Genomic DNA, 24228 nt, shown 5'->3' with positions numbered 1-24228 from the left:
CTGCTCCCGGCCGGGAGGTCGGCGGCGTCCGCGCTGATGACGGAGCTGAGGGTGAGGCGAGACTTCATGAACGAGACGCTGTCCCTCGGCCGGATCGCCGGTGTGCGGGTCGGCCTGCACTGGAGTGTCCTGGTCATCGTCGCCCTGGTGACGGTCACACTGGCGCGCGGCCGGTTTCCCGAAGCCCACCCGGGCCACTCCGCTCTCGTGTACTGGGCACTCGCCCTGCTGACCGCCGTCGTCTTCCTCGGCTCCCTGCTGGCGCACGAACTGGCACATGCCGTGGTCGCCCGGCGCAACGGCGTCCAGGTGGACGGCATCACCCTGTGGATGCTGGGCGGCGCCGCCCGCCTGCACGACGAGGCTCCGACACCGGCCGCGGAGCTGCACATCGCCGCCGTCGGTCCGCTCACGAGCCTTGTGGCCGGTGGCGTACTCACCGGCCTCGCCGCAGGGCTGGACGCGCTCCACGCGTCCGGACTGGTGGTCGAGGCGGTCGCCTGGCTGGCCGCGATCAACGTTGTGCTGGCCGTCTTCAACACGCTGCCCGCCGCGCCGCTGGACGGCGGACGGCTGCTGCGCGCGTACTTGTGGCACCGCACCGGCGACCGGCTGCGAGCCACTCGCGGTGCCTCGGCGGCGGGACGGGCACTGGGCTGGCTCATGGTGGTGACCGGATTCGTGGCCCTGCTGCACGGGCGTGGCCTGTCCGGGCTGTGGCCGGCGCTGCTCGGCTGGTTCCTCATCGCCGCGGCCACCGCCGAGGCCCGTCAGGCCGAGATGCGCGGCCTTCTGGGCGGAGTCCCGGTCAGCCTCGTCATGACCCCGGACCCCGTCACCGTGCCGGACACGGCAACCCTCGCCGACTTCCTGGCGGAGGGACCCTTCGGCCGGTACCGCCACACGGCGTTCCCGGTGCTCACGGCCGACGGCTCGGTGACCGGGGTGATCACCCTGCGGCGGATCGACGCGACCCCGGCCCAGGACCGTGCGGCCACAGCGGTCCACGAGGTGATGAGTCCCCTGGGCGACATCGTCACGGCCGCCCCCGAGGACCCCGTACTCGGCCTGCTCCCCGAACTTCAGGTGAGCCCCCTGCGCCGGGCGCTGGTCCTCGACGGGGGCCGTCTTGTCGGAATCCTCACCCTCGCGGACATCACCCGCGCCCTGGCCTGGCCTGCCGCGTCCACCGCGCCTGGCTCCGCCGGGAAGCACCGCGACCGCCCCGGACAACCGAAGGAGACGTCATGACAGACCACAGCCCGCACGTCACCCCGGTGCCGCTGGGCCACATACAGGTGAGTCACCTGAAGGGCCAGGCGTTCGAAGTCACGGTACGTGGCCACGGAGCCGTCACCGATCAGCCCGTCGAGGCGGGTGGTGATGACCGCGGCCCGACGCCGGTCGAAGCGCTCGTCATGTCGCTTGCCTCATGTGTCGCCTACTACGCGGGGCGTTTCCTGGAACGCCACCAGCTCGACCGCGAACGCCTCCGTGTGATGGCGGACTTCACCATGGCCGACGACCGGCCTGCCCGCAATGCCGCATGAGTCTGCGGGTCCTGGTGCCGCACGGGCTGAGCAGGGCCAGGATGGAGGCGCTGCCTGCGGTGGTCGACCACTGCACGGTGCACAACACGCTGCACCGACCGCCCGATATGCGGATCGAGTTCGGGTGACCTGGCGTCGGCGCGCGGTCTGTTGCGGGCCGTGGTAGACGAGCGCCCTCACAGTACTCACTCCCTCGCTCCCCACCCTCACGGTCGCCCTCGCCGTGCTCCCGGACAACACGGCCACCTCTGCGCCTCAGCCCGGCTCCATGTAAGGGCGACGGAAGACCGGGGCCTGGCCGGCGCCCCAAGGGCGTACAGCTGTCATCGCCCGGGTGACAGCGGACTCCAAGGGGCCGCTCGTGTCGACTGCGACGGCCTCGGGCCACGGCGCTTCCCTGGCCGCCATGGCGGGGCGGCGATGTCGGGGCCGGCATCGGACGGGCCGGCGGCACGCGTGGTCAGCCGGGCCGCCGCTTCCCCGTAGATCTCCTCACGACCCAGCTGCCGGCGGGTCTCGGTCTTGTCCAGGCGGCGGGGCATGGCATCACCGCACGAGTCATGTCATCGTCGTCACCCCCTTCGGACCACCAACCGACGGCCGGTCGTCTCGTCGGTCACCGTCCTCGATCCGAGGACCGTGTGCAGGGTCGCGCGTGCCGGGCCGATGCGGGCGTCAGCCGGGCACGCGATGTCCGGTCCCGTCCGAGTGACGACCCGCACGGTGAGGAAGACGGTCTTGGAGGTCTCGGATGCCCGAAGGCGAGGAAGGCCGTCGCACCCACCCGACTCCGCCATGACGGTGAGGGTCCGACCGTCGCCACTCACCATGACGGGTTGAGTGATCGCCTCGTTCCTCGTGACGGTTTTCGACCTGGCGGCTCCTGACCCCGTACATCCCGTCAGCACGACCGAGGCCGCGACGGTCACTGACACAACGCATCGTTCGAGTATGTGAGTCTTCACAGTAGACCGACGCGAGTAGGCGGTGATTCGTTCACCCGCAGCGCGCAGCGCCGATTGCGCGGGAGGCCACCGTCCGACCGGGCCGGACTGTCAGACGTGAGCACTAGCGTGTGCGGCTATGGCCGACATCTTTGAACTCATGCTCACGCTGGACCTGCACGACGCGATATCGGAGGAGGAGCTCGCCGAACTCCGATGGCATCTTGGGCTGGGCCCCAAGCCGGAGATCCTCCGTATCGTGACCGGGTTTCCGCTCGTGGTCGAGGACGACCACGGGGAACCCGTCATCCAGGACCATCCTGAACCTCTCCTGGGCTGCGACGGCGAAGCGTCCAAGGTGGGCGGTGCACTTGTCTCAGTCCTGCTTCCCAGGCAGCGAACCGGGCCCGGTGCCTGGGCCCTGACCAGCCGTCAGGAGATCCACCCCGATGACTTCGAACGCACCGGCGAACTCCTCTCTTGGCTGGCGAGCAAGGCCGGAGACTTTCACCGCCACCCCGATGGCAGCGTCAGCCTGGGGTGGACCCGGTTCTGTGAAGAGCCCCAGTCCGAGCCGCTGGTGGTGCGTGATGGTGCAGTCATCTGGCCCTCGTAGCCGGGTGTGTGTGCATCGTGTGGTTCCAACTGACGGAAGGTGGAGGCCGGAGGCCAGGCACGCGCCGACGCGAGGCTGATGAGCAGGCCTGGACGTACGGGATCCGCCACACCGCGCCCGGCAGCTCGACGCCGGCCTGGTGATGGCCCGCGCCGGGGGGATATCCCCCGTCCGATCCTGAGATGCGCCGGATCGCGTCCCGTTGGGGGCAAAATGGCCAGCACGTCCAAGACGCTGGTCGCCACCGTGGTCCTCCAACTGGAGACCGAGGGCAGGCTGTCCCTGAACGACACGGTCGCCGACTGGCTGCCAGGCGTGGTGCGGGGGAACGGCAACGACGGCAGCCGGATCACCATCCGCCAACTGCTCCAGCACACCAGCGGCATCCACGACGACCTGCCCGGATACACCACACCGGAGGAGTACTACCAGCGGAGCCACGACGTCTACGGCCCTCAGCAGCTGGTTGCCCGCGCCATGGCCCACGCGCCGGACTTCCTGCCCGGCGGGGGCTGGGAGTACTTCAACACCGGCTACATCCTGCTCGGCATGATCATCCAGAAAGCCACGGGTCAACCCGCTCACCAGGAGATAGAAGACCGCATCCTGCGCCTGCTCGGCCTCGACCGGACCCAATGGGTCGGCACCTCGCCCACCCTCCCCCGGCCGCACGCCCAGGCCTACCAGTTTCTTCGGCCCCGGTTCCGTGGTGGACGTCACCGACCAGATACCGGTGGACTACGAGAACCTCTCGTTCGTCACGACCACTCGGGACGAGAACGGCTTCCTCCGCGCGCTGCTCGCGGGCCGCCTGCTACCGACGCGACAGCTGGCGAAGCCACGTGCTGGGGACCTGGTCCGCCTTGGACCGGTTGCCGGCCGCCGCCGACACAGCAGTCAGCGCCCGGTCGTCGGCGCTGTCGAGGGCCACACACTCGTCGATCTGGGCATCGTGGGTCGCCGTCGCGCAGTCGCCCCTATGAGCGGAACAGCATGTGCAGGTGGCTGCCGACGCTGTCGGTGCCATGGTCGCCGCGACGGCCGCGGTACAACCGGTCACGGCCGGGACAGCTCGTGATACTGGACATCTTCGCTGGCCTTGGGCGACTTGCGGCACCACGGCCACGGTGGTGGCCGTTGCGGACCGCCAGGCGGTGGCCGGCCGCGTCCATCTCGGCTGCCAACTCGGCTATTTACTACTTGACTTCGGCCTCCAGTGCGGCGGCGAGCAAACAGACGGACGCCTGGTGACACCTCCCCGTACAGCGAGGCTGTGACTGCCTCCGCACGGCCTTCAGCACATCCAAGGGAAACGTACCCTCCGCCGGGGGTGATGACCGGTGGCGCACCCATGAGCCGCGCGAGCTGGTGGCGGCTCATGGGCCTGGCATATGGCCGATCGCCTGGCGGCTCCCTCAGCGCGTCAACTGGTGTAGAACCGCTTCACAGCCTTGAGGAACTCCTTGGAGTCGAGGCGCCCGTCCCCATTGCCGTCGAGCTGTGTGAAGTACGTCGTGGCGTCCACATCCGACATGCACAGGAAGTGGGCGGCCCGGAGAAACTCGTCCAGGCTGATCGATCCGTCGTCGTCACGGTCGAGGAGTTCGAACAGAGTCCGGCACACCTCTCCCTTGCCCGGGCGGTCCGGGGAACGGAACGCGGGGGAGGTACGGGCAGTCGTGTATTCATCGACCGTCATCATCCCGTCACCGTCACCCCCGGCGAGCGGGAGAAGGGATTCCCACTGAAGCTTGTTGGCTTCCAGGAGAGCCCGGCCCTTCTCCGAGTCCTCCGCTACACCCAGCTCGGCCAGGATCCTGCGCGGAGCGCGAAGGAAGTCGGTCAGGTCGACGACGCCATCGCCATCGAAGTCCATGCGCTGAAACTCTTCGACGAGCGCACGCTGTCCGTTGTTGCTGTTCTCGGTCATGGTCCAGGAGCCTGCCACCGCTTCGCCCGCTCATGGCCGAGCGCCGATGAGCGTTCCCCCGAATGAACGACACTCCCCCGGGCCGGCGATCACCAAGGAAACAGACGCACACCACCCGCCTCGCCCCCACCGCTCTGCGCTGACGCAGACAGCCGTTCCAGTGGCACGAGGGATGACCGACACCGGCACCGCCCGACCGATCCGAGACCGGGCCTCGCTGTGCAGCCGTCGTCAGCCGGACATCGGGATCGGCATGTCCGTGCGGCCGCTGGCTGGTGCCGTCACCCCGGCAGCCTCCCGCACACCGCCCGCGATCACCGCGCAGGTGAACGCGATCACAGGGGCTTTCCAGCCCCAGGAGGCGAACACAATCACCGGTACGACGAACATCGAATGGACGGCGGAGACAGCAAACGCCGCCCGCGCCCAGCCTCCACCGATCACCGGCCGACGTACGGTCGCCCAGTGGCGCCACCACAGTCCGGCAGCCGCCGCCGCGATGACGGCCATCACAGCAGCGCCCAGCCGGGCCAGATCGGCATCGGTCACGCTGTCAGGGTCCGATGCGGTCGAGCCAGTCGTGTGCACGCTCAGCGCAACCGCGGTCCATCCGAGTGCCGCCGCACCCAGCAAGGAAGCCAAAACTGCTGGGCGTCGCTGGCCCCAACTCGTCCCAGAATGCGTCAAGTTCGATTTCATGCCTCATCCTATAAGGCAGTGTTGCCGCTGAACGGCGAAACCTCCCCCGTGTGAGCCCACGCTGCCCTCGCCGACGGTTGCGGTCGCGGCACGATGGGGTTCAGCGGAGTCATGCGCGGGCCCGCGCACAGCTCGGCTTCCAGCGACAGGACCGTGACCGGCTGCCCCGGTCCGGAACCGGGGCAGCCGGTCGTCAGCCCGAGTCAACGGGCGGTCTGGGACCACTTCTCGTCAGCGGCGCCGTTGCACGCCCATTGGATGAGCTGGGAGCCCTTGGTGGCCGTGGATCCGAGGCCCAGGCATTTGCCGGAGTAGACGTTGCGCAGTTCGTGGGTGGCGGTGTCGTACCACCATTTCTCGTCCACGGCACCGTTGCAGGTGTACTGGATCATCCGGGCACCATCGGCGAGGCTGGAGGCAGGGCCCATGCACTTGCCGGACCAGGTGTTGCGCAGGAAGTAGGCCCGGGCGCCGGTGGAGTCGGTGGTGTTCTCGAAGAGCCAGCGTTCGTCCTGGGCCAGGTTGCACCCCCACTGGATGACGGGTGAGCCGTTGGTGATTTTGTTGCCGACTCCCGCGCACAGGGCGCTGTAGTCGTTGCTGAGGTAGACGGCGCGGTCGGCCTCGCGGGGCAGGAGGGAGAAGACGACACGGGAGCCGTCGAGCTCGTTCATTCCCCACAGCCGGTCGGAGTTGTGCGCGAAGGAGAGGTTCTGGGTGTAGCCGGGGGAACGGGTCAGGACGGAGACAGGCTGGTTCGGTTCAGCCTGCCAGATGCAGGAGAGGCTGCCCCTGTCGGCGGTGTCCTGGTCGCCCATGTAACCCGGGTCGCACTGAGCCGCCATGTAGTAGTGAGTGCCGTCGGTGACCACGCCCTGCAGTTGCTTGACCGGGGCGTTGTAGGCGGATGTCGCGTGAACGTCGGCCGTGCCACCTTCGCCGATCTGGTCGAGAGGCCACCGGATGACATCCGCCGGCCGGTCGTCATCGTTCGACCGGTACGCCCCGGACACCAGGCGGGGCGGCGTCGCGCTGCGGTCCAGGCTCAGGGAGCTCAGGCATGCGATGCGCCCGTCGCAGGCCCAGTTGCTCGGGTTCCCGGAGTCCTGCTGGGCTTTGGTGCGCGTCGAGTAGTGGGCGATCATGGGCAGGGCCCATTGATGGTACGAGGCCGAGGAATCGGTGCCGTTGATACCCGTGGCGCCGCCGACGGATTTCACCTTCCACAGGTGGTTGAGGTCGTAGATCTGCAAGTCACCGCCGTCGGCGACGAACAGCCTGTTTCCGTACCACACCATGCCGTCCGCGTGTTCGTCGCCGAAGCCGTCCGGCTGGATGTTGCCCACGGTGGTGAAGCCGGGGTCGGCCCGGCTGCCGGTGGGCCTGACGAGCAGGACGTGCCCGTAACTCCAGTCCTTTCCGGTCGACTCCAGGATGGAGACACGGGCCTTCAGGTTGCGCTTGCCGCCCGCACCGTAGTACCAGGAGGCCATGTACAGGTGGTGACCGTCCACCGTGCCGCTCGCGTCGGCGTCGTGCGATGCCGTGAAGCCCTGCGGATGCCACCCGCCGGCATCGGACCAGGCGCTGGTCTTGTCGTCCGTCTCGTCCCAGCAGAAGCCGTTGTATTTGAACGTTCCGTTGATGCCGGTCGTGTGGCACAGCGCACGCCCCACGTGCTGCCGCGACTGGGCGACCGTCAGCGGGGACACCCGGGTCACCGCACCCTTAGCCTCCGCCCCCTCGATCACTCCCCGTGCCGTCTCGCCCCGGTCCAGCCCCGGTATCTCGCGCGGATGCAATACGAAGTTGGACGCATCCTCGCCCTTGAACGTCTCCCCGTCCTTCGCCGCCGCCTGCTGACCGCCTGTCGCTGTCGTCAGCGCCGCGAGCGAGGCCAGAGCGATCAGCGCCGCCCTGGTCCGTGCCCCACGACGCCCCCGTTGTTTCAAGATCATGAAAACGATCGTAAAGGGCCGGACAGACATCGACGAGGTTCGGGCAACGTCACCGCACGCTTCACGCCAGCGAAACGGGCATCCTGTCAGCGACCGGCCGGCCCACGTTCAGGATGGTCGCCCTCGCTGTCGTGGAACCAGGCAGCACGTTGCCCTCGGGGCCCGGTCCTCCTCCGAGCTGGAGCCGGCGGCGCGGTGCTCCCGGCACGCCGATGCTGCCGGCCCTCTCCCGGCCCGCATCCGTAAGGTCCCTGGAGCGCCCTCCGTAAGGTCCCTGGAGCGCTACGCTCGCCTCAGAGTCGACGCCGGTCGCCCTGCATGTTGGCGAGCGCGGCCGCGCAACTTGTCGCGATGCACCCTGCTGAACGCGAACTCGGCGAAGAGGACGGACCGCACGGGGCGCGAGACCGGAGCGTGGAGCGGCTCTGCGGCTGCCGGATGCTCGGCCTCACACCAGCCCTGTTGCGCGCGCAATCTGCACGTTTGCGACAGGCGTGAGAGCAGTACGCTGCCGAGGCGGGATGTCCGGAACGGACCGTCCAGGACGCCCCCGCGCTCCGGGCGGCGCAGCCCGCTCCACGCAGTCGTGTGCGCACACGTCCCTGGGAGGCGCTGCTGGCGAGGCGGACGTACAGGGCCCCGGGCATGGGGGTGTCGGCTCGCCGCCCAGCAGGCAGCCGGGTTGCGTCGAGTCCATCGCGTCAGGCGATGAGAACGGCGAGTTCGTGATGGCTGAGGGCGTCCGCTCCGGCGAGGTGGAACATCCAGGCCCGGGTGGCTGTGTCGCTTTCCAGGGATGCCGTTTCGAGATGAGTTCCGGAGTGCGTCGATGAAGGCGACACCTGTCCTTCGAGCCACCGTCTGCCGATCCGGCCACGATGATCGAAGACGCGGCGATATTCAGCGCGGAATCACCCAGCCCGGCCTCCAGGTCCCGGCGGCGTCGTGGCCGGCCGCATGGGCGGCGAGGTGGGCACGGAGGGTGGCCAGGGCTGGGTGGGGGTTGTCGCGGTGCCAGAGGAGCGAGTGCGGGTAGACGGGGGTCGGGTCGGTGACCGGGATGCGGCGCAGGCCGTGGCCGGCGGGCCAGACGAGGCGGGTCTGCTCGCTCATGAAGGTGGCCAGGGCCGGGGTGTCGGCGACGGTGTCGAGGAGCGCGTCGGAGCCGAAGTTGGGGCCGGTCGCCTCGATGGTGAGGCCGAACTCGGCGACGAGGTCGTCGTAGTAGGCGGCCCACTCGGTTCCGGGAACGATGCCGGGCATCCAGATCCGGTGCCCGGCGAGCTGGGCTACGGTCACCGACCGGGCGCCCGACAGCGCGTGGGCAGGACCGGTGAGGAGCTGGAGCGGCTCGTCGAGCACGCGGACGGACTCGATCTCCTCGGGTAGGGGCCGACCAGGCATGGCGACGGCGCGGAAGGACGCGTCGATCGTGCCGGAGCGGATGGCGGCGACGGCCGTCTCGACGTCGAACAGCATCACCACGTCGAGGTCGATCTCGGGGTGAGCCTGGTGGAAGCCGCGCATCAGGCCCGATGGCGCGACGCGCGACGCGATCACGTCGACGCGCAGCGGACGTCGGCCGGCGCGCACCGATGTGACCGCGCGCTCGGCGACGCGCAGCAGCTCGCGCGCGTGGGGCAGGAACGCCTGCCCGTCGATGGTGAGCTCGGCTCCGCGTGAGGTACGGGTGAACAGCCGCACGCCGAGGTTCCGCTCCAGCGCGGCGATGCGCTTCGAGACGGCCTGCTGGGTGACCGCCAGCTCGGCGGCGGCCTCCTGGAACTGTCCCGCATCGGCGGCGGCGACGAAGGTCCGGATGGTGTCGAGGTCCATGCCGATACCCTACGGGCACAACCGTTGGTTGTGCCCGATGGCTCTGTGGTTGTTTGATCCCGGATTGTGGTGCCCGATTTGATGCTTCTGATCGCGGATTGGTTGTGCAGGGAGAGTGGTGAGGGGCGTCGGGCATGAGGGGCGGGGCACCGGCGGGGACATCTGCTCGGACATCGGCCGGGGTGACGGTTCGGGTGGCAGGGGGGACGGGACCGGCGCGCTCGGCACGTGGCTCGCCTTCGGCGCGTTCCCGCTGATCGCCATCCGGGTGCTGCGCGCCGGACCGGTGCCGAGGACGCCGCGCTCTCCTCCATGGGGTCTGCGGTGGGTGCGGCCGTGGCGGTGCCGCTCGGCCCGTGGGTGGAGTTCCGCCGCAAGCGGTCCGTGCCGATCGCGATGGACCTGGTACGGTTCACGGCGCTGCTGACGATCCCCGCCGCGTTCTCGCTCGGCGTGCTCACCTTCCTTCAGCTCCTGCTGGTCGAGGTCGTCGTCGCGGGCGACGCAGCCGGTTCCAAGGGGCCAAGGCCGAGTAACTCGGCATCCACCTCGCCACCCCCGACGACTTCGCCTCCCTGGCCGCCGACCTCCTCGCCTGAGGCGTTCCGTCCCGGCGGGAGTGATCGGTCACGGAGCAAGACCATGGATGATTGCGGGGTGTTGGTCGAGATAGAGGCAGTGAGGCAGGCCTCGGTGCCGTCCGAGATGGTGCGCGTGCGCTCGGACGTAGGTACCGCTGTGGTGCTGTGGCAGGGTGACCCAGGTGATGTGGGCCGTGAGCATCATGTCGAGTGGACTGTCGACGACTACATGACCTGGGCAGGCAACACCAAGCCTGCTGCTTCGGCCTCATCCGCAGTGGCCGAGGAAGGTGACCAGATCATCTTGCGGGGCCGTCTGAGTCTGCCCGGCGACAAAGCGGCCTTCCTTGAAATCGCCGGCTCGCAGATCCTCTTCGACCTCGCCGACCCACTGCCACCGGACGAGGCCGACGGAACATGGGTCGAGGTCCGCCTCCGCCCGGACAGCGTCAGCTTGTGGCCTCACCAGATCTGATGCGAGCGATCAGCAACGACGCTCCGATTTCCCGCCGGTTGAGGGTCGATTCGCGGGTGCGTCTGCAGCTTATGAGGTCGATCATCGCAAGGCCCTGGCTGTCGTGGGTATTCGCAGCGGACATCCCGATGGACAGTGGCAGCCCGGCCCCCTCAGACCAAGTGGATCTTTGAGCCCCTTTTCCCCGGTCTACAGGATTCGGACCCGCCAGCCCCGCCCTCTCAACGCCTGCATGTCCACCGAGTCGATGGCTTACCGAGACCAGCACAATCCGCCGCGTGCGCCGAGTTCGTCCGCGGTGTCGGTTACCGGAGACTGACCTGGCCTTTTGCTGATTGCCGGCGACGGGGTGCCACGGTCTTGATCGAACCTCTTGCGGGCGGCTGCTATCGCGGCGTTCAGCTCGCCCGTGGCGCGGTTGACGACGTCCAGCAGGGTGCGTCCTGCCTGGGTGAGCGCCACGCTGGTCAGCCCGCGGCGGAACAGCGGTGAGTCGACCCGGTGCTCCAGTGCCCGGATCTGCTGACTCAGGCTCGGTTGCGCGATGCGGAGCGTCTATGGGTTCTGCCCTATGGCCCCGTCGAAAGCAGGTCTTGGCGTGCGGCGCCCGCAGCGCGGTTTCCTGTGGGCTGCGCCGTCCGTGGCGCGAGCTCCGCAATCCCTTTGCGCGCGTACTGACTTCGACTGAGAATTCCCTCATGCAAAACGTCCTGACCCATGACCAGATACAGCACTTTGTTACCGATGGCTTTGTCCGTCTTGAAGGCGCCTTTCCGCGGTCGCTGGCGGACGAATGCCGCGCGTTCCTGTGGCGCGAGACCGGATGCGACCCGAACGACCCCGCCACCTGGACCCAGCCAGTTGTCAGGCTCTCGGGTTACGGGGGCGAGCCGTTCCAGCGGGCCGCCACCACACCGCGTCTGCACGGCGCGTTCGACCAACTCGTCGGCCCGGGACGATGGCTGCCACGCAAAGGGCTCGGCACGTTCCCCATCCGGTTCCCGCACCCGGACGACCCGGGCGACACCGGGTGGCACATGGACGCCAGTTACGTGCCTGCGGGTGAGAGCGGCTACTGGCTCAACCTCCGCTCCCGCGAACGGGCGCTGCTGATGCTCTTCCTGTTCTCCGACGTCGACGCCGAGCACGGGGCGACCCGGATCAAGGTCGGTTCGCACCTGGACGTCCCGCGCTTCGTCGCCCCGGCGGGAGAGCGCGGCATCAACTTCATGGAACTCTGCAAGACCATGGACGCGGCGGGCAGGCTCGACGCCCCCGACCGCCCGCTGGCGCTCGCCACCGGACAGGCCGGTGACGTCTATCTCTGCCACCCGTTCCTGATCCATGCCGCCCAGCCCAACCACGGCACCCGGCCCAGGTTCATGGCGCAGCCTCCGCTGGTGGCGGCCGCTCCATTCGACCTCGATCGCGCCGACGGCGCGTACTCGCCGCTTGAGCGCGCGGTGCGGCTCGGCCTGGGCCGATCCGGCTGAGGGCATCCGCGTAAGGGCGTTGGCGCCGGCGACCGGCCGTGAACCGGCCGGTCGCCACCTGGCCGTCGGGTCAGGACGACGCCGCTACCGGTTGAAGAGCCGACCGGCGAGATCGATGCTCGTGACGTTGCCGTGCTCGTCGCGGGTGAAGTGGCCCCGTTGTCCGGCCGGGCCACCCTCGGTGACGAGGTACTCGTCCGCGGTGCAGCGGGTCGATCACGACCGGTGGGTAGTCCGGCGGGCCGCCTCCGGTCAGATGCCGCACGGATCTCTGTTTCGATCCCGACCGTAAGGCTGAGCGACTCGCCATCGGTGTCGATGACGAGCCTCATCGCATCGATGCCGTAGACGCCGACGACCTCCTGAGCCTTCGTCGGTTCACAGGGAGCCAGCGCGGGGGTGCGGTCGACGAGCCCCAGGTAGTGCATTTGGACGAAGCGTACGATGACCTGGTTGCACGGGCTGCCGCAGTGTGACCGTCGGCTGCTTCATCCGCTCCAGCGACGCGCTCGGCAGGAGGCACTCGCCGCGCTCGGCGCGGCCGTCGCCGAGGTTGAACCTGGCCCAGCGCAGCTGGTCCGCGACCGATGAGACCATGCCCCCGCTGGGGGTTGTTCGCGTTCAGGCCGAACGCTTCCTCGCGGCGATCCGCTGCCGGGAAGCCTCGTACAGCACAGCGGTCGCGGCGTTCGCGGCGTTCAGCGAACTTGCCGAGCCGGTCATCGGAATGCTGACCGTGTGATCGCACAGGCTCCGCCAGGCGCTGCTCAGCCCGGATGTCTCGTTGCCTATCAGCAGCAACACCGGCTGGGTGAAGTCGAAGTCGAAGACATCACAATCCCCTTTCTCGTCGGTGCCGACCAGGACGATCGGCTGCCCTTCGGCCCGCTTCCCCTCGACCCAGGCCATCACGTCGCCGGGTGAGGGCACGCGTACCGCAGGCACGGCGAACAGGGAACCGGTGCTCGCCCGCACCGACTTGGGGTCGTACACGTCGGCCGCGTGTCCCGACACGATGAGCCCGTGCGCCCCGAAGGCGTCCGCCGAACGGATGATGCTGCCGATGTTCCCAGGGCTGGTCGGCCGGTCGAACAGGACACCCAGGAAGTTCTCGGCGGCGCTGAACCGGCCGAGGTCGTCGGCCGGCATCTCGATGACGGCGACGAGCTCCGGCGCGTTTTCGTTCTTCTCCCCGAGGTCCGCCAGCATGTCCGGCGCCATGGCGATCCGCTCGGCATCGACGGTCCGCAGCAGGTCCTCCGCCCACTGCGACAACGTCCGTTTGCCGTCGTACACCAGCGCCTTGACAGGCCAGCCGTACCGGACTGCCATCGAGATGGGACGAACACCCTGCACAAGGAACTCGCGTACCTTCGTTCGCTTGTTGCGGTTGTTCAGCAGCGACTCCCATTGCTGAAAGCGGGCGTTGCGTGAGGTGATTCGCTGGTCCGGTCGCACGTGTTCTCCAAGCTGAGCCAGTATTGATGCTGTGTTCAGGCCAGCCTAAGAGGGTTTACGAAGGCGTCCGACAGGATGGCGGGCTCAGACAGGCGGTGCAACCGCTTCTGGCGCGATGTGTGGTATAGAGCATCATTTCCTGCACTGATCACGCTTGCGACGACGCAATCTGGGCCCGAGTCGGCCACTCGTACCGCAAACGCCGGAGCCCTCCTCCGATGCGGTCGCGGTACGAAGAAGCCATCTCAATCGGCCCTGAGGGAGGCCGCTGATACGAGCATGGCCAGCTGGCGCAAGCGCTGGAAGTATCGAAGTTCTTGAGCCTCGGTGATCCCCAGGAGGACTCGATCCAGGTCATTGATGCTGCCCTGCAGGATCCGGCTGCGCTCCGGATCAAGGGTGCCACCGTTGTTCAGCCAAGTGGAGACGCATCCGGCGATGCTCGCGTCGAGCAGCACCATGTCGATGTCTGCCGGCTCTGCGCCTCGCGATCTGGCCGGGAACACGGCACGGACGTGTTCCTCCCAAAGGCGGGATGTGTTCTGCAACTGCTCTGGTCTGCTCACCCGGACCATAATGCTGCAGTCGATGATGGGTTGAGCGTGAGGTTACGTGTTCAGACGGCGGTGGCAGATGAGGGTGCAGACGATGCTGGTGAAGGCAAGGAAGTCCACGGCCTTGCGCTCGTAGCGGCGGTGGAGGCGGCGGCAACCGGCAAGCCACCCCATGGTGCGTTCGATGGTCCACCTGTGACGCCCCAGCCGCTGGGAGGTCTTGATGTCCTTGCGTGAGATGCGGTGCCGGATCCCCCGCTGGGCTAACCATCGTCGCAGGTGAGCCTAGTCGTATCCCTTGTCGGCGTGGAGCTTGACGGGTCTGCGTCGACGCGAGCCTGGCTTGTTCCAGAGGCCGCCCGCAGCCCTCGTATGCGGGGGCATCGCGTCGAGAGGGGGATCAGCCCGGTGACATCGGTTTTCGCGGGCTCGGGGTCGTCCGACATGGGCCGTGAGACGGCGGCCCCCTGCCGTAGTGCAGCAGGCCTACGCCCAGCAGGGGACATCGAGCAGGTCCTTATCGGTCCTCTCCCGGGTGAAGGTTCATGCCTCGGGGAGCCGGTCGAGGAAGCCGAGGACGGAGGCGATTCGGCCGTCCTCGGCCAGGGTGATCACATCCGAACCGGCTACCGACGCCGAGCCGTCGGTGATGGACACCAGCTCCCAGCCGAAGCGGGCGATGTGATGGTTGCCGTCCACATCACCGGCCAGCCTGAACTCGAAGCCGGGGAACTGCTCGTGCGCGGCCCGGATCACAGCGGCGATCTGCTCGTGGCCGCCCACGTCGGCCAGCGGGTCGGTGTACGTGCCGTCCTCGGACCACGCCGCGGCAACCGCCTTGGCGAGCGCGTCGGCGTCGGTGGCGTTCCACGCCTCGAAGTAGCGGGCAACAGCAGTGGTGTAGATCGACATGACGGGACTCCCGTTCCGGTGAAGTGGCTTGATATTCATGTCAGTTGACTCAGGCCCCGAGCCGGAGTGCGCCGGCCCGGAACCCGATGACTTCACCTTGCCGTGCCCCGCCCGGCCACGCGATTACCCCCCAGGTAATACGACCCTCGCCCAGCGAGGCGCCTCGCGCCATCTGTTACGTGGCCTCAACTACGCTGGGCCTGATCACCGCCGTTCGGCGCGAGCCATGTCAGCTTCAGTGCCGCAGCTTCGCACTCGATGGATTCATCATCGGCACCGGCCTCATCCGCACGCCGCCATGACGACATCACGCGTTCAAGGGCCAGTGATCGCCGAGAGCGGGCACGACAATCGTGCCCGCCGTAGCAGTCGAATGTCCGAAAACGCCTGAGGGAACTTGATTGCGTCGTCCTTCGGCAGCTCTTCGTCGCGGAGCTGGGTGACGGGGGCGCCGAGGTGGCGGGCGCTGCACGGTGCGCCGACAGCCTTGCACGGGTTCGGGGATGTGGCGTGCGGGGAGCGTCGGTTACGGTGGAGGCATGTCTACGCCCCGAGTCTCTTAGCTGAGGACCCGCTTCCACGCCAGAAGTGTGTCCTTTCGCTTTTTCGGAGCGTAATTCCATGATTACCGTTCGCGGTGTCGAGGTGCGTGCGGGTGCCCGCCCGCTGCTCTCGGACATCTCCTTCACTGTGTCTCCCGGTGACCGTATCGGCCTGGTCGGCCGCAACGGCGCAGGCAAGACCACCTTGTTGACCACCCTCGCGGGTCGGGCCAAGCCTGCCGTGGGGACGGTCAGCCGTACCGGCTCGGTCGGGTTCCTCGCGCAGGATTCCCGCGCCGCCGATGCGGCCGTGACGGTCACGGACCGGATCCTGTCGGCGCGTGGCCTGGATACGGCGCTACACCGGCTGCGTGCTGCCGAGACCGCGATGGCGGAGGCCGCCGGACAGGCCGCGCTGGAGCGGGCGATGCGCGCCTATGCCCATGCGGAGGCGGCTTTCCAAGCCGGTGGCGGGTACGCGGCCGAGGCCGAGGCGGCCCGTGTGGCGGCCGGGCTGGGCCTGCCCGAGCGGGTGCTCGCCGAACCGGTCGGCAATCTCTCGGGCGGGCAGCGGCGCCGGGTGGAGCTGGCGCGGATCCTGTTCTCCGGTCACGACGGTGCGCTGTTGCTGGACGAGCCGACCAACCACCTGGACGCCGACTCCATCGCCTGGCTGCGCACCTTCCTGCTCGGCCATCAGGGCGGTCTGGTGGTGATCAGCCATGACACCGGTCTGCTCGCCGAGGTCGTCAACCGGGTCTTCCATCTGGATGCCACTCTGGCGACGATCGATATCCACAACACAGGCTGGGCCGCCTATCTGACGCAGCGTGAGGCGGAACAGCGGCGCCGGGCGCGGGAGCGGACGAACGTCGAACGCAAGGCCGCCGCCCTGCACGCGCAGGCGGACAAGATGAAGGCCCGCTCGGCCACCGCCGTCATGGCCCGCAGCATGGCCCGCCGCGCGGACCGCATGCTGGCCGGCCTGGAGCCGGTCCGCCGCACGGAGAAGGTGGCCAGGATCCGGCTGCCCGAACCGGCACCGTGCGGGCGGATGCCGCTGGGCGCGATCGCACTGGCCAAGTCCTACGACGACCACCAGGTCCTCGACGGCGTCGACCTCGCCGTCGACCGCGGCAGCCGCCTGGTCGTGCTCGGCCTCAACGGAGCAGGCAAGACCACCCTGTTGCGCATCCTGGCCGGCCAGGAGCCCCCGGACTCGGGGCGGGTGGTGCACGGGCACGGGCTGCGCCTGGGCTACTTCGCCCAGGAACACGACACCCTCGATCCCGCCCGCACAGTCCGGCAGAACCTGGCGGACGCCGCCCCGCACCTGACCGACGGCGAAGTCCGGCGGGTCCTGGGCGCGTTCCTGTTCAGCGGGGACGACGTGGAGAAACCCGCGGGCGTCCTCTCCGGCGGGGAGAAAACTCGCCTGGCCCTGGCCGGGCTGGTCCACTGTGGGGCGAATGTGCTGCTGCTGGACGAGCCGACCAACAATCTCGACCCCGCCTCCCGCGGCGAGGTCCTGGCCGCCGTCGGCTCCTACCCCGGCGCGATCGTGATGGTCACCCACGACGAGGGCGCCATCGACGCCCTGCGTCCCGACCGGGTCCTGCTGCTGCCGGACGCCGACGAGGACCTGTGGAGCGAGGACTACCGCGACCTGGTCGCACCCGCCTGACCATTCTTCTCGCGTGACCCGGCCGACCGAGCTTCCGCGCCCGGTCGGCCGGGTGGTGGTGTCGGCCAGATCACCTGGGGAAGTGGCGTGCACGTCCGTCTCCGGGCCTTTGGTGGGGCTGCGTCCCCTCCGTCCGGAGCAGCGCCCCACGCCGCGGCCGGGCGGGACGAAAGCGCCCAGGCCGTGTCTTCAGAAGCGGGTACGGCTGCGACGTTGCTGGTCGGGGTCTGGTCGCGGTGGTGTGTCGCAGGATGCGTACGAGTGAGACCGCCTCCCCGGACCTCGAAATTTGGCCCTTACTGCCCCGCCGTGGTGGCACGGGTACGGGTTCCGCCCACACGACCGATGAGTTCCGCCTCGCCGCGTCGTCTGCATATTGGAAACGTCCCTCTCCCGCGTCTGCGGGAGGCGCGAGATGAGATGACAAGGAGCGTGCACACCGTGGATCAGGAGAACGTGAGCGCCACCCTGACTGTCGCCGTGCCCGCCGCGAGGGTGTTCGCGGTGCTGGCGGACCCGACGACCCATTCTGCGATCGATGGCACGGGGTGGGTTCAGGAAGCTGTCGACCGGGCGCCACTGACCGAGGTGGGGCAGATTTTCCGGATGGACATGTATCACGCCAACCATCCGAACGGTGGCTACCAGACGGTCAACAAGGTCGAAATTCTCGGCCCGCCGCACACCATCGGCTGGCTTACGGGGCAGGAGAAGGACGACGGTCACCTGGAGTTCGGCGGCTGGATCTGGCGTTACGACCTTGCGCCGCTCGGTCCGTCCCAGACTGAGGTCACGCTCACCTACGACTGGTCGGCGGTGCCACAGTTCATCCGGGAGCGGGGCATCCAGTTCCCGCCGTTCGGCCCTGAACATCTCACCAACTCGCTGCACCACCTGGCGGAGCTTGTGTCCGGCAGGTGACGTCGTCGACCAAGATGACCCTCAGTACCGGATGACCACAGCCTGGAGGCCGCGGTCATCCGGCCGACGCCCAGTGGGAGGGCTCGAACCGCTGCCGCCGGTCGGGGTGGAGCCGGGCCGACCAACGATGAACGCTACGGAACCTGGCCATGTGTGTACCCGTTCTTCCGTCGGTGGTAGCTGGCGGGGGTGTGAGCGAAGCTGGTCACCGAACCGGTCCTCAAGCACATCCGCGTCCCGCGCCTCGACGGGAGCCCCGAGCACCCGCCCCGGGCCGGGTGCCGGCGGACAAGAGCTCTGCGTCCCAGGCCGACAATGCCTACCGCGCCGACGCCGGATCAAAGGCACGATCCCGATCAAGGCCGACCAGGCGGCCAACCGGCGTCGGCGAGGCAGGCGCGGCGGACGTGCGTACGCCTTCCAGACCACGCACTACAAGCAACGCCACGCGGTCGAGCGCGGGATCAACAAACCTGAGCGACACCGCCCGTTGGCCACGAGGTACGAAAGGCTCGCCGTCCGCTGCGAGGCAACCGTGCAGATGACCGCCATCAATGACTGGCCATGACGTCACGGTTGAGCAAGGGGGGTAAGGAGAGCATCAGTTCCGGGCTTGAGCGGCTCATTGGTCCTTCTCGGTGAACGTGTTGACCAGGCCGTGGGCTGTGTTGTCGTCGGAGTCGATCCGGTGGACCTCGACACCTTCATAAGTGGCGACCTCGGCGCTGCGGGGGAACATGGCCTGCTCGTACTCGGTGAGCGCGGTCTCGATGTCGTCGGGGTGCGCGGCGAGGGCCTTGCCGAGTTCGGCGCCGTCGAGCATGGCCAGGTTGGCACCTTCGCCGTTCGGGGCCTGGAGGTGGGCGGCGTCGCCGAGCAGGGTCACGCCCGGTACGCGGTCCCACCGGTGTCCGGTGGGCAGAGCGTAGTTGTGGCGCAGCACCGGCGCGGTGTCGCCGTCGGTGATCAGCGCGGTGAGTTCCGGCGCCCAGCCGTCGAACTCCGCCGCGATCCGCGCGGTAGCCGCGTCGGCATCGGTGAAATCGATGGCGGCGAACCAGTCCTGCGGCTTGGACAGCACCACGTAGGTGTGCAAGGTGTCGCCGCTCTCCCGGTGGGCGAAGATCTCCCTGCCCGGCGAGGGCACGATCATCGCCCCGCCGCCGACCGCTTTGGCGGCGGCGGGGCAACGGGTGTCGGCGTCGAACAGGTATGTCTCGACGCACGACGTGCCGACATACTCGGGTGTGGCGGTGGAGAGCAGCGGCCGGATGCGTGACCACGCGCCGTCCGCGCCGACCAGAAGGCCGGTGACGACGGCAGTGCCGTCGTCGAACGTCACCTCGTGGCGGCCCTCGCCGAGGGCACGGGCGCCGCCGACTTTGTGCCCCCACCGCACGGTGCCGGCCGGGAGGGAGTCGAGCAGGATCCGCCGCAGCTCGCCGCGCAGCGCCTCGGGGCGTCCGCCCGTACCGTCGTCGGCCTTCTCGAACAGGACGGTCCCGTCCCGGTCGAGGACCCGCATCGCCTGGCGGCCCTCCAGGACGATGGCGTGGAACTCGTCCATCAGGCCGGCCGCCTCGAGGGCGAGCTGCCCGTTGTAGTCGTGGATATCGAGCATCCCGCCCTGCGAACGCACCGACGGCGAGGGCTCCGCCTCGTAGACCGTGACCGGTATTCCGTGGACGTGCAGGACGCGTGCCAGCGTGAGTCCACCAAGTCCGGCGCCGATGACTGTGACGGGAGTGTGCATGATGGCTCCTCGCGATCGGGGCCGCCCGGTGAACTCCAGCCGGCCTTCTCAGGAAGGTGTCACGCCCCGCCGACGAGCCGCCGACATCCGACCGACAGCCCCCGACAGATGACCGACACCGCAGATCAGTCGACACCTTCCCGGTACGGTGTTCAGCTCGGCGACCAGGTCGATCGCGCTCCTGCTCGCGTTCTCGCGTCGCTCCCCGGGCGGCGAACTCCGGCCTGCACCGGGTACAACGAACGGCACAACGCGTGCGCTGCGCCAACCATCAGTCCTCGTCAGGATGCTCACGGCCCTGGTGGGCGCCACCGTCACAGCCATCGCCTGCCGCGCCGAACCCCCGGCAGTTCCGTCGCCGGTGACAGCACCTGACTTCTGCGCATGCCTGATCGGCGATGGACAGGGATCCGACAACGGGTCGAGACGGTGGGCGTGGCGGGGGCGGTGGGGGCGCGCAGAAACGGCCGCAGCCGTGCACACCCGGCATCTGTCGGATCGCCCCGCCCCATGTCCACATCAACGACGCGGGCACGCAGCAGTCACATGATCCGCCGGACATGCCTTGGCCAGGCGCCGGGCCGTCGATGCAAATGTGGTGAACCCGCGTGCTCCCTTGTGTGCGTGGGTACGCGGGTTCAGTCGAGCTGCCCGACGGCCGGCTACCGGATGCAGGGCCTCAGAGGACGAAGACGCTCCGGCTACCGTTGGGCTGGTACGTCTCACCGGGGTAGATCAACCAGTCAACCTGCCCTTTGCAGTCGGGCCCGGACCACACCTCGGCGACCGCGTCAGTCCGATTGGTGACCACCGAAGGAACGAAGTCTCCAAGCGGGAAGCAGCCGCTGGGATCCCGGTGCGCCACACCATCGATGATCAGGAATCCATGGGCGGCGTAAGCGGAGTTCGAGACAGTGAGCACGAGTGCCACAGCTACCCCGAGCGTCCCTAAGGCCTTTGCCATGCGTCGCATTGCGCGTGTACCCCTTCCATCGCTGCGGATCGCACTGCACGCGACACGCCGGAGTAACTCAGCGTATTCAGTAGACAACAGGGCGCCATCGGCGCCGTGCATCAAACCACCTGAAGGAGTGCCCGCCGATGCAACGCCAAGGAGCCGCCGCCCCTCGGCGCCACCGGCCCGGATCGCCGCCGCCCGGTGATCCTTGAGTGGGGAAGCTTAGTGTCGGCCGAGCGCGCACGGCGTGGGCTCGATCGGAGCCGCACCCCCCGAGAAACGAGGGCTGAGGCGGGCGGCCCCTGCCTACGGCACCGACGCGCCCGTCTCCGGCCCTTACACGCAGGAGCTGCTCAGCTGGTCGCCCACCCGCCCGACACTGCTCGACGACCTGGAGCATGGCGATTACCTCGCCACCCCATTCCCTGAACCACCGCACACCCGTGCCGCCGAACGGACGCAGCGCGCGGCGAACTTGACGCTCGCTCAAACGAACGCAGCAGATGTATTGCCATATACCAGGACAGATCACCCTCTCGCCCTGCAGTTGCCTGGCACTGACATTCCGGTACCTGCCAGTACATAGTTCAAACCGCTATAAGCTCGCGCCGCACGTTGCCCAACTTCACAAGGGGGGATTCCTTTGCGTATACGTTTTGCCGCTTCAGCCGTCGCTGTCGCCCTCGCCGGCGTCTTCTTCAGCGCGCCAACCGCCTCGGCAGCGACGCTGCCGTCCACCAACACAGCTCACCACTGCATCCACCACACCACCGGGCTGTGCGGATGGACGCACCACCAGAAGCCCAAGGACAAGTACGAGACGGCCAAGTGCAAGGACGCGTCCCTGTCGTACTCGCGGCACTCCCAGGGCACCTGCTCGCACCACCACGGCGTCCGGTACTGGTTCAAGTAAGCCCCCGAACTACGGTCGCCTCCTCCCTGTCCAGGGGGAGGCGGCCTTGCTCTGACCCTCACTCCGCAGACAGTTGGCGAACAACAGGCGACTTGCTGTGGTTCCGGAGGACGAGGCCATTGGGGACCTCAGGATTGACACTGTCGGTGGCCACACGGGGCGAGCGCGGTCGATCCAGGAGGAGCGGCAGAGCCGACTCGTCTGTGCTGACAAGCTGAGGCAGACCGGCTGGGGGGCCACGTGGAAGTCAGTGAGCACGAGTTGACCGACCCGTAGGAAGGCTTCTTAGAGATCGCGCAGATAGGCGCGGGGGTACCCGTGACAGCACGGCAGGTACAGGTCAGCCGCTCTGGGCGATGGCGCGCAGGGCGTCGAAGGTCTCCTGTTCGTCTTGCTGGTCCCCGTAGTCGCTGAGTTTCACCACGACGGTCTTGCTTACGGGGTCGACGTAGATGTACTGCCCGTACACGCCGAGGGCGGAGTAGTCCTTGCCGTTGCCGCCGGGCGGATGCCACCACTGCGCGGAGTAGCCCCAGCCGTCGACTTTGTGGGGTGCTGGGGTGGCGATGCGCTTGATCCATGCCGGGGGGATGATCTGTTTGTCCTGGGCGCGGCCGTTGTTCAGGACGAGTTGGCCGAGTTTGGCGTAGTCGCGGGGGGTGGCGTTGATGCAGCAGTACGCCTTCTCGTGGCCGTTGTCGTGGTCGAGGTTCCAGGTGGCGCTGTCCTGTGCTCCCATCGGTGCCCAGATGTTGTCCGCCAGGAGGTCGGCCAGCGGCCGTCCTTGGGCCTTGGCCAGGACCTGGCCGAGGAGTTCGGTGTCGATGCTGCGGTAGGCGCCTTGACTGCCCGGCGGGAACTGCAGTTCGCGATGGTCCTGCGCGAAGGCGGGCAGGTCCCGGGTGAGGTACATCCGGGCGGTGCCGGTCAGCGGGTAGTACTCGTTGTAGTTCTCCGGGACGTCCACGCCCGAGGTCATGTCCAGCAGGTCGCGCACGGTGATGGCGTCGTAGGCCCCGCCGGTCTTCAGCTGGGGCAGGATATCGACCAGCCGGTCGTCTTCCCGGAGTCTGCCCTGTTCGATGGCCTGCCCGGCGAGCAGGGACACCACCGACTTGGCGGCCGACCAGGACGACAGGCGGGTGGTGGGGCTCACCCCGTTGCGGTACCACTCGTGGGTCAGCCGGCCATTCCTGAGGACAAGGAAGGCATTGGTGTGGGTGGTCGTCAGGAACTGCTCGACCGGCACCCGCTCGCCCTTCCATGGCACGGTCGCAGGAAGCGACACGTCGTGGACGGGCAGGGGTGCCGGCGTGGCGGAGGCGGGGATGGTGCGGGTGGCGAACAGGTCGCCCTGCCGCGAGGGCTCGGTGGTCAGCAGTTGGACCAGCGTGGGTGGGGAGGGGATGTCCAGCAGCGCGGTGGCCGTGTAGGAGCCGGCCACCAGCACGCCAAGCGCCACCGGCAGCGCGATGAGGGTGCGCCGTAGTACGCGCCGTGTCCGCGGCCTTGCAGAACGCGAGTCGGCCACGGTGCGGTCGGTCGGCTCCACGGCCCGGGTGGTGGGACCGGCAGCGGAAGCGGACCGGGAGCTGGCTGCCGGTTCGGGACTGCTGTCCTGGGGGGCTTTCTGGTCCGTGTCGACAGCCTCGTCAGCCTCGTCGGCGGCTTCCGCAGCAGGGCGGTGGTCAGACATCGGCGTCGTCCTTGGGGGTGGTGCGGGCGGTTGCGTCGACGGCCAGCCAGAACGCCTCCATCAGCGTCTGGAAGACGGCCTCGTCGTCCTGCGCTGCCAGGTGGGGCAGGTGCGTGGTGATGGCCGGATACTGCTCGGGGGAGATGGTGGCGTATGCCCCGGCCCAGGCATGCTCGTCGGCGGAGCGCACCTCCTGCGGGAGCGCGGCATACCCGGCACGCATGCCCGCGTACGCCAGCACGGTGTCGGCGAGCATCCGTTGGTAGCGGGCCACACTGCCCTCGTCCAGACCGATCTCCTCCAGCGCCGTGAGCATCGTCTCCATCGCGGCGAACTCCCCCGGGCCGCGGGTGGTCCGGCATGCGACGGCCGCACCGACGTACGGGTGGGCCTCAAAGACCTCCACCAGGGAGCGGGCCAGCTCCTGCAGAACCTCCCGCGGCCCCAGGCCGTCGGGCACACGCTCCACGGCCATTGCCAGCAGCCGGTCACCCACCGCCAGCAGCAGCGCGTCCCGGTCCGCGAAATGCCGCCACACCGCCGACCGGTCCACACCCAGTTCCTCTCCCAGAGCCCGTCCGGTCAGCCCGTCCGGTTCCGCCCGCGCCGCGATCCGCACGGCCGCTTCCACGATCAGCTCCGGCGACAACCGCACCGCCCGGCCCTTGCCCACAGCCATGTCCGTCCCCCACTCTCGAAATCATCAGTGCTGTCATCAATGATGACAATGCTGGGGTGGGATGGTCAACTCTGGA

21 protein-coding genes and 2 pseudogenes are annotated in these 24228 nt (G+C 68.4%); 10 read left to right on the top strand and 13 right to left on the bottom strand.

The features are described 5' to 3' along the window. Positions 1-66 precede the first annotated feature (66 nt). The 3 genes from AVL59_RS20480 to AVL59_RS55620 are packed head-to-tail and all read left to right on the top strand — an operon-like array spanning position 67 to position 1678. A complete protein-coding gene (locus AVL59_RS20480) occupies positions 67-1251 on the top strand; it encodes a site-2 protease family protein (RefSeq protein WP_067306498.1) in 1185 nt (394 codons plus the stop codon). Then, positions 1248-1550: an OsmC family protein gene (locus AVL59_RS20475; protein WP_208870416.1), complete on the top strand. Its 303-nt coding sequence runs from the start codon at positions 1248-1250 to the stop codon at positions 1548-1550. Before AVL59_RS20480 ends, AVL59_RS20475 begins: the two co-directional genes overlap by 4 nt. Further along, a complete protein-coding gene (locus tag AVL59_RS55620; protein WP_257785091.1) occupies positions 1547-1678 on the top strand; it encodes a hypothetical protein in 132 nt (43 codons plus the stop codon). The genes AVL59_RS20475 and AVL59_RS55620 overlap by 4 nt, the downstream gene beginning before the upstream one ends. 127 nt (positions 1679-1805) lie before the next feature. Here AVL59_RS55620 and AVL59_RS54470 read toward each other — a convergent pair. Further along, positions 1806-2026 (bottom strand): annotated as a pseudogene (locus tag AVL59_RS54470) (AAA family ATPase); the annotation flags it as partial. 607 nt (positions 2027-2633) lie between these two features. On the opposite strand from AVL59_RS54470, the gene AVL59_RS20465 reads away from it, so the two are divergent. Together AVL59_RS20465 and AVL59_RS48470 are read left to right on the top strand one after the other, a co-directional pair. After that, complete coding sequence (locus AVL59_RS20465) at positions 2634-3110, top strand: hypothetical protein (protein ID WP_067306494.1); 477 nt, start codon at positions 2634-2636, stop codon at positions 3108-3110. 78 nt (positions 3111-3188) lie between these two features. Beyond that, positions 3189-4361: a serine hydrolase domain-containing protein gene (locus AVL59_RS48470; RefSeq protein ID WP_335743778.1), complete on the top strand. Its 1173-nt coding sequence runs from the start codon at positions 3189-3191 to the stop codon at positions 4359-4361. 172 nt (positions 4362-4533) lie between these two features. On the opposite strand, the gene AVL59_RS53600 is transcribed toward AVL59_RS48470, so the two are convergent. The 4 genes from AVL59_RS53600 to AVL59_RS20445 all read right to left on the bottom strand — a co-directional run bounded on the left by AVL59_RS53600 (position 4534) and on the right by AVL59_RS20445 (position 9533). Beyond that, positions 4534-5040 (bottom strand): EF-hand domain-containing protein, encoded by a 507-nt coding sequence (locus AVL59_RS53600; protein WP_067306491.1) that lies wholly within the window; start codon positions 5038-5040, stop codon positions 4534-4536. 231 nt (positions 5041-5271) lie between these two features. Beyond that, positions 5272-5589: a hypothetical protein gene (locus AVL59_RS20455; RefSeq protein WP_067306489.1), complete on the bottom strand. Its 318-nt coding sequence runs from the start codon at positions 5587-5589 to the stop codon at positions 5272-5274. A 353-nt stretch (positions 5590-5942) separates the two neighbouring features. Next, on the bottom strand, positions 5943-7697 hold the full coding sequence (locus AVL59_RS20450; protein WP_067306487.1) for an RICIN domain-containing protein: 1755 nt from the start codon (positions 7695-7697) through the stop codon (positions 5943-5945). 900 nt (positions 7698-8597) lie between these two features. Then, entirely contained in the window at positions 8598-9533 is a 936-nt protein-coding gene (locus tag AVL59_RS20445; protein WP_067306484.1) for a LysR family transcriptional regulator, read from the bottom strand. Positions 9534-9869: 336 nt separating this feature from the next. Here AVL59_RS20445 and AVL59_RS56850 point away from each other — a divergent pair, with 336 nt between their 5' ends. Then, complete coding sequence (locus AVL59_RS56850; protein ID WP_472573243.1) at positions 9870-10589, top strand: hypothetical protein; 720 nt, start codon at positions 9870-9872, stop codon at positions 10587-10589. A 252-nt stretch (positions 10590-10841) separates the two neighbouring features. Here AVL59_RS56850 and AVL59_RS56455 read toward each other — a convergent pair whose 3' ends face one another. Then, positions 10842-11135, bottom strand: coding sequence for a LysR family transcriptional regulator (locus tag AVL59_RS56455; RefSeq protein ID WP_079146823.1), 294 nt, complete (start codon positions 11133-11135; stop codon positions 10842-10844). Between the two features lie 152 nt (positions 11136-11287). Between AVL59_RS56455 and AVL59_RS20435 the strand changes: the two genes are divergently transcribed. Next, positions 11288-12082, top strand: a complete 795-nt coding sequence (locus AVL59_RS20435; RefSeq protein ID WP_067306481.1) for a phytanoyl-CoA dioxygenase family protein — start codon at positions 11288-11290, stop codon at positions 12080-12082. A gap of 621 nt (positions 12083-12703) precedes the next feature. Here AVL59_RS20435 and AVL59_RS20430 read toward each other — a convergent pair. The 4 genes and pseudogenes from AVL59_RS20430 to AVL59_RS20415 form a co-directional block, all read right to left on the bottom strand. Beyond that, entirely contained in the window at positions 12704-13540 is an 837-nt protein-coding gene (locus AVL59_RS20430) for an RNA methyltransferase (protein WP_067306479.1), read from the bottom strand. Between the two features lie 245 nt (positions 13541-13785). Further along, the gene (locus tag AVL59_RS20425) at positions 13786-14106 is read right to left on the bottom strand and encodes a hypothetical protein (protein ID WP_237281575.1); all 321 of its coding nucleotides are present in this window, start codon (positions 14104-14106) and stop codon (positions 13786-13788) included. 42 nt (positions 14107-14148) lie between these two features. Continuing rightward, positions 14149-14481: pseudogene (locus tag AVL59_RS20420) on the bottom strand (transposase); the annotation flags it as partial. Positions 14482-14637: 156 nt separating this feature from the next. After that, positions 14638-15006: a nuclear transport factor 2 family protein gene (locus AVL59_RS20415; protein WP_067306472.1), complete on the bottom strand. Its 369-nt coding sequence runs from the start codon at positions 15004-15006 to the stop codon at positions 14638-14640. Between the two features lie 621 nt (positions 15007-15627). On the opposite strand from AVL59_RS20415, the gene AVL59_RS20410 reads away from it, so the two are divergent. Both AVL59_RS20410 and AVL59_RS20405 read left to right on the top strand, forming a co-directional pair. Then, complete coding sequence (locus tag AVL59_RS20410; RefSeq protein WP_167549299.1) at positions 15628-17232, top strand: ABC-F family ATP-binding cassette domain-containing protein; 1605 nt, start codon at positions 15628-15630, stop codon at positions 17230-17232. Positions 17233-17673: 441 nt separating this feature from the next. Further along, positions 17674-18153 carry an SRPBCC family protein gene (locus AVL59_RS20405; protein ID WP_208870415.1) on the top strand — a complete coding sequence of 160 codons (480 nt, stop codon included), beginning with the start codon at positions 17674-17676 and terminating at the stop codon, positions 18151-18153. Positions 18154-18775: 622 nt separating this feature from the next. Here the strand turns inward: AVL59_RS20405 and AVL59_RS20400 are convergent. After that, positions 18776-19906, bottom strand: coding sequence for an FAD-dependent oxidoreductase (locus AVL59_RS20400; RefSeq protein ID WP_067306465.1), 1131 nt, complete (start codon positions 19904-19906; stop codon positions 18776-18778). A 1601-nt stretch (positions 19907-21507) separates the two neighbouring features. Here AVL59_RS20400 and AVL59_RS20390 point away from each other — a divergent pair. Then, positions 21508-21777 (top strand): DUF3761 domain-containing protein, encoded by a 270-nt coding sequence (locus AVL59_RS20390; RefSeq protein WP_237281574.1) that lies wholly within the window; start codon positions 21508-21510, stop codon positions 21775-21777. 340 nt (positions 21778-22117) lie between these two features. Here the strand turns inward: AVL59_RS20390 and AVL59_RS20385 are convergent, their stop codons facing one another. Continuing rightward, a complete protein-coding gene (locus tag AVL59_RS20385) occupies positions 22118-23473 on the bottom strand; it encodes a serine hydrolase domain-containing protein (RefSeq protein ID WP_079146820.1) in 1356 nt (451 codons plus the stop codon). Continuing rightward, the gene (locus AVL59_RS20380; protein ID WP_067306457.1) at positions 23466-24152 is read right to left on the bottom strand and encodes a TetR/AcrR family transcriptional regulator; all 687 of its coding nucleotides are present in this window, start codon (positions 24150-24152) and stop codon (positions 23466-23468) included. Before AVL59_RS20380 ends, AVL59_RS20385 begins: the two co-directional genes overlap by 8 nt. Positions 24153-24228 lie beyond the last annotated feature (76 nt).

This window comes from Streptomyces griseochromogenes, assembly GCF_001542625.1.
In the GTDB taxonomy this organism is placed as follows: domain Bacteria; phylum Actinomycetota; class Actinomycetes; order Streptomycetales; family Streptomycetaceae; genus Streptomyces; species Streptomyces griseochromogenes.
Note: the sequence above shows the minus strand (reverse complement) of the source record. Positions and strands in the feature narration are given on the sequence as shown.